This window comes from Neisseria sp. P0009.S007, assembly GCF_051962515.1.
This window is the reverse complement of the sequence record NZ_JBQCVF010000011.1, coordinates 1-3,742: the sequence shown is the minus strand read 5'-3', so window position 1 is coordinate 3,742 and position 3,742 is coordinate 1. Positions and strand designations below refer to the sequence as shown.

General features: G+C 48.3%; 4 protein-coding genes and 1 pseudogene. 1 reads left to right on the top strand and 4 read right to left on the bottom strand.

All coding sequences use genetic code 11. The features are described 5' to 3' along the window. From ACTHS3_RS02490 to ACTHS3_RS02475, 4 genes and pseudogenes are all read right to left on the bottom strand, one after another. A pseudogene (locus tag ACTHS3_RS02490) lies at positions 1-179 on the bottom strand (DNA polymerase III subunit delta'); the annotation flags it as partial. Positions 180-501: 322 nt separating this feature from the next. Next, a complete protein-coding gene (locus ACTHS3_RS02485) occupies positions 502-1,818 on the bottom strand; it encodes an MFS transporter (RefSeq protein ID WP_107736926.1) in 1,317 nt (438 codons plus the stop codon). Then, positions 1,815-2,003: a cbb3-type cytochrome oxidase assembly protein CcoS gene (ccoS, locus tag ACTHS3_RS02480; protein WP_003681462.1), complete on the bottom strand. Its 189-nt coding sequence runs from the start codon at positions 2,001-2,003 to the stop codon at positions 1,815-1,817. Before ccoS ends, ACTHS3_RS02485 begins: the two co-directional genes overlap by 4 nt. Then, a complete protein-coding gene (locus tag ACTHS3_RS02475) occupies positions 2,003-2,308 on the bottom strand; it encodes an HLGFF motif protein (protein WP_049344144.1) in 306 nt (101 codons plus the stop codon). The genes ccoS and ACTHS3_RS02475 overlap by 1 nt, the downstream gene beginning before the upstream one ends. A gap of 235 nt (positions 2,309-2,543) precedes the next feature. Between ACTHS3_RS02475 and ACTHS3_RS02470 the strand changes: the two genes are divergently transcribed. Further along, the gene (locus ACTHS3_RS02470; protein WP_049344146.1) at positions 2,544-3,740 is read left to right on the top strand and encodes an acetate kinase; all 1,197 of its coding nucleotides are present in this window, start codon (positions 2,544-2,546) and stop codon (positions 3,738-3,740) included. Positions 3,741-3,742: the final 2 nt, after the last annotated feature.

Sequence of the window (3,742 nt, the reverse complement as noted above, 5' to 3'; positions counted from 1 at the left end):
CACTCGCCGCAGGGTTCATGGCCGGACTTGGGCGATTCGCACAGCAATGCCTGCGCGACAAAGCGGGCAAACTCGGTTTTGCCGGTATTTTCTTTGCCGGTAAACAGCCAAGCGTTGGGTCGGTTTTGCCAATGGGCGGCGAGCTGTTGCCATTGGGTTTCATGCCATGGGTAAATCATATCGTTTGGGAACTATAAGGTAGGTGGTTATTATACTCTCAGGCCGTCTGAAAAAGGTTTCAGACGGCCTTTAATAAACTGCTTAAAAATTAATCAAGTATCTTTTTGCTTTGAAATATCAATTATTAAGCTTACTTATTCACAGCCTTTGCACACGCTTGTTTGGGGAAAATGTGCATTTTGTTTGGTAGTAAAGTTGTACTTAAAATTTAGTCAGTCCTGTTTTTTAATGTTAAATCAGACAGTAATCTGATTTATGCACAAGCTGTCCACGCGATTGAATAGTGAAAATGTGCATGGTGGGGAGACATTTCAGACGGCCTTATTTGCTGCTTTTCAACAAAGCGGTCAAATCCCCGATAAATTTCGATTCCCGTTTGATGAGGTAAACAATCAACGGAATATTACCTACGGCAACAATCAAATACAGCAGCGTGATGCTGTTGAACAACATCAGCAAAACCGCGCTCAAAATGGCAGCCGACACCATAAACACGCCGTTGATGATGTTGTTGGCGGCAACAGCATGGGCGCGGAAGGTTTCGCTGCTGGCAGTTTGCAGCCAAGTGTAGAGCGGTACGGAGAAGAAGCCGCCGAAAAAGCCGATGGCCGACATCACGAGCATAATCGGATACGTTTGGGCTTGCGATAAAAACCAAATAATGCCGTTTAATTCGGTAAAACGTTGGCCTTGGGTCAGCCACACCAGCAATAATCCACAGACCGTCAGTCCCAGAGTGCCGATGGTAACCAAGCCCAAAATCAGGCGTTCGTGGCTGAGTTTGGCGCATAACACCGAGCCGATGGCGATACCGATGGAGAACAGCGCCAACATCAGGTTGAACACATTATCGTTGCCGCCCAAATGGATTTGCGTGAACGTTGGCAGTTGGGTGGTATAAACCGAGCCGATAAACCAAAACCATGAAATACCAATGATGGAAGTGAATACGGGACGATTGGCCGCCGCTTCACGAATCAGTGAATTCGTGCCTTTAATGATGTTCCATTCGATTTTTGTGTCCGACATTTTAGCGGGTACAGACGGCATAAACAGGCTGGTCATCGAGCCGCCGATAGCGACCAATAACACCAAACCACCAACAATATACGGCGGAACACCTGCGACTGCGGTGCCCAAAATTTGGCCGAGCAAAATGGCGATAAACGTACCCGATTCAATCAGGCTGTTGCCCATAATCAGCTCTTTGTCGTTGAGGTAATCGGGCAAAATGGCATATTTCAGAGGGCCGAACAAAGTCGATTGCGTACCCATGCAAAACAGGCAGATTAAAAGCAAAGGCGCGGATTGAATATAGAAGCCATATGCTGCCACTGCCATAATGATGATTTCCAACAGCTTGATCCAGCGCGCTAAAACGGCTTTATCGAATTTGTTGCTCAGCTGTCCTGACAGTGCGGAAAACAGGAAGTAGGGCAGAATAAACAGCATTGCGCCCAAATTCAGCATTTGGCTGGGCGGCAGAAAGTCGTTTTTACCCAAACCGTAAAAACTGATCATCACGAATAATGCGGTTTTGAACATATTATCGTTCAACGCGCCCAAAAACTGCGTCCCAAAGAGCGGCGCAAAACGGCGGGTCGTGTGGAAATTCAGATTGTCTTTTTTAAGGCTCATTGTTTGGATTCTTTGTCTTCGTCTTTTTCGATCAGTTTTTCAGTGGAGTCGTCATCCATCAAAATGCGGTGCGCAGGTCCTTCAAGGTCGTCAAACTGTCCGTTTTTACCCGACCACCAGAAAAACCAGCCGATGATGAAGGCCAAAATAATGCTGATGGGGACAAGGATAAACATACTTTCCATTACATCGCTCCGGTCAAATCGGTCAGGATAAAGGTTTTACCGCTAATGGTCAGGTATTCGTTGCGCAACGAACCGATATTTTTATCGTCAAAAAACAGTTCGATACGGTCTTTAACCACGCGCCAGTATTGCGGGATATCGGTTTGCTCAAAAGGCGACAATACCGCCGCTTCGGCTGCGTCTTCACTTTGCAGCTTGATTACAAAGCGTCCGCTTTGCGGCGGATTTTGCGATTCATCGTCTGCCAGCATAATGAAAAATCCGGCGTGTTCGCCGTCTTGAGTGTGGATACTGAAATAATGCATATCGGTAAATTTTCAAAACCGTCGTCATTTTTTCAGACGGCCTAAAATAAAATTCCGTCCATTTTACATCAAATATTAAGTCAAGCAGCCGATTACATTTTTTGTTAGAATACGACGTTTACTTTGTTAATCTGTTCAGACCGCTACCCACTACGTCCCACAAGGGGTGCAACATAGCCGGAGCCGCAGTAAGGTCCCGACAAAAATGCCGTCTGAAACCTCAAGGAGCATAAAAATGTCACAAAAATTAATCTTGGTTTTGAACTGCGGTAGCTCTTCCCTCAAAGGTGCCGTATTGGATAACGACAGCGGCGAAGTATTGCTGAGCTGCCTGGCAGAAAAGCTCAATCTGCCTGATGCCTACATTACCTTTAAATTCAACGGTGAAAAACACAAAGTTGACCTGTCTGCCAAGCCCGACCACACCGGCGCAGTTGAAGCCCTGATGGAAGAACTCAAAGCCCACGGCCTCGACAGCCGCATCGGCGCCATCGGTCACCGCGTCGTCAGCGGCGGCGAACTGTACAGCGAATCCATCCTCGTTGACGACGAAGTTATCGCTGGCATCGAAAAATGTATCCCGCTCGCTCCCCTGCACAACCCGGCCCACCTTTTGGGTCTGCGTGCCGCACAAAGCATTTTCAAAGGTTTGCCTAACGTTGTCGTATTCGACACCGCCTTCCACCAAACCATGCCGGAACATGCCTACACCTACGCTGTTCCACATGAATTGTATGAAAAATACGGCTTGCGTCGCTACGGCGCGCACGGTACCAGCTACCGCTACGTTTCTGATGAAACCGCCCGTTTCCTCGGTAAAGACAAAAAAGACCTGCGCATGGTGATTGCCCACTTGGGTAACGGCGCATCTATTACCGCCGTCGCCAACGGCGAATCACGCGATACCAGCATGGGTCTGACTCCGCTAGAAGGTTTGGTCATGGGTACCCGCAGCGGCGATATCGACCCTTCAGTTTTCAGCTTCTTGGCTGAAAATGCCAACATGACCATCGCCCAAATCACCGACATGCTGAACAAAAAATCAGGTCTGCTCGGTATTTCAGGTTTGTCCAATGACTGCCGTACCATCGAAGAAGAAGCTGCAAAAGGTCATCCAGGCGCCAAACTGGCTTTGGAAATGTTCATCTACCGCTTGGCTAAATACATCGGCAGCATGACAGTCGCGGCAGGCGGTTTGGACGCATTGGTCTTCACCGGCGGTATCGGTGAAAACTCCGACATCATCCGCGAACGCGTATTGGGCTACTTGGGCTTCCTCGGTCTGTACATCGACCAAGAAGCCAACCTAAAAGCCCGTTTCGGTAATGCTGGTGTGATTACCACTGCCGACAGCAAAGCTGTTGCCGTTGTGATTCCTACCAACGAAGAATTGATGATTGCACACGATACTGCCCGTCTGAGCGGCCTGTAATC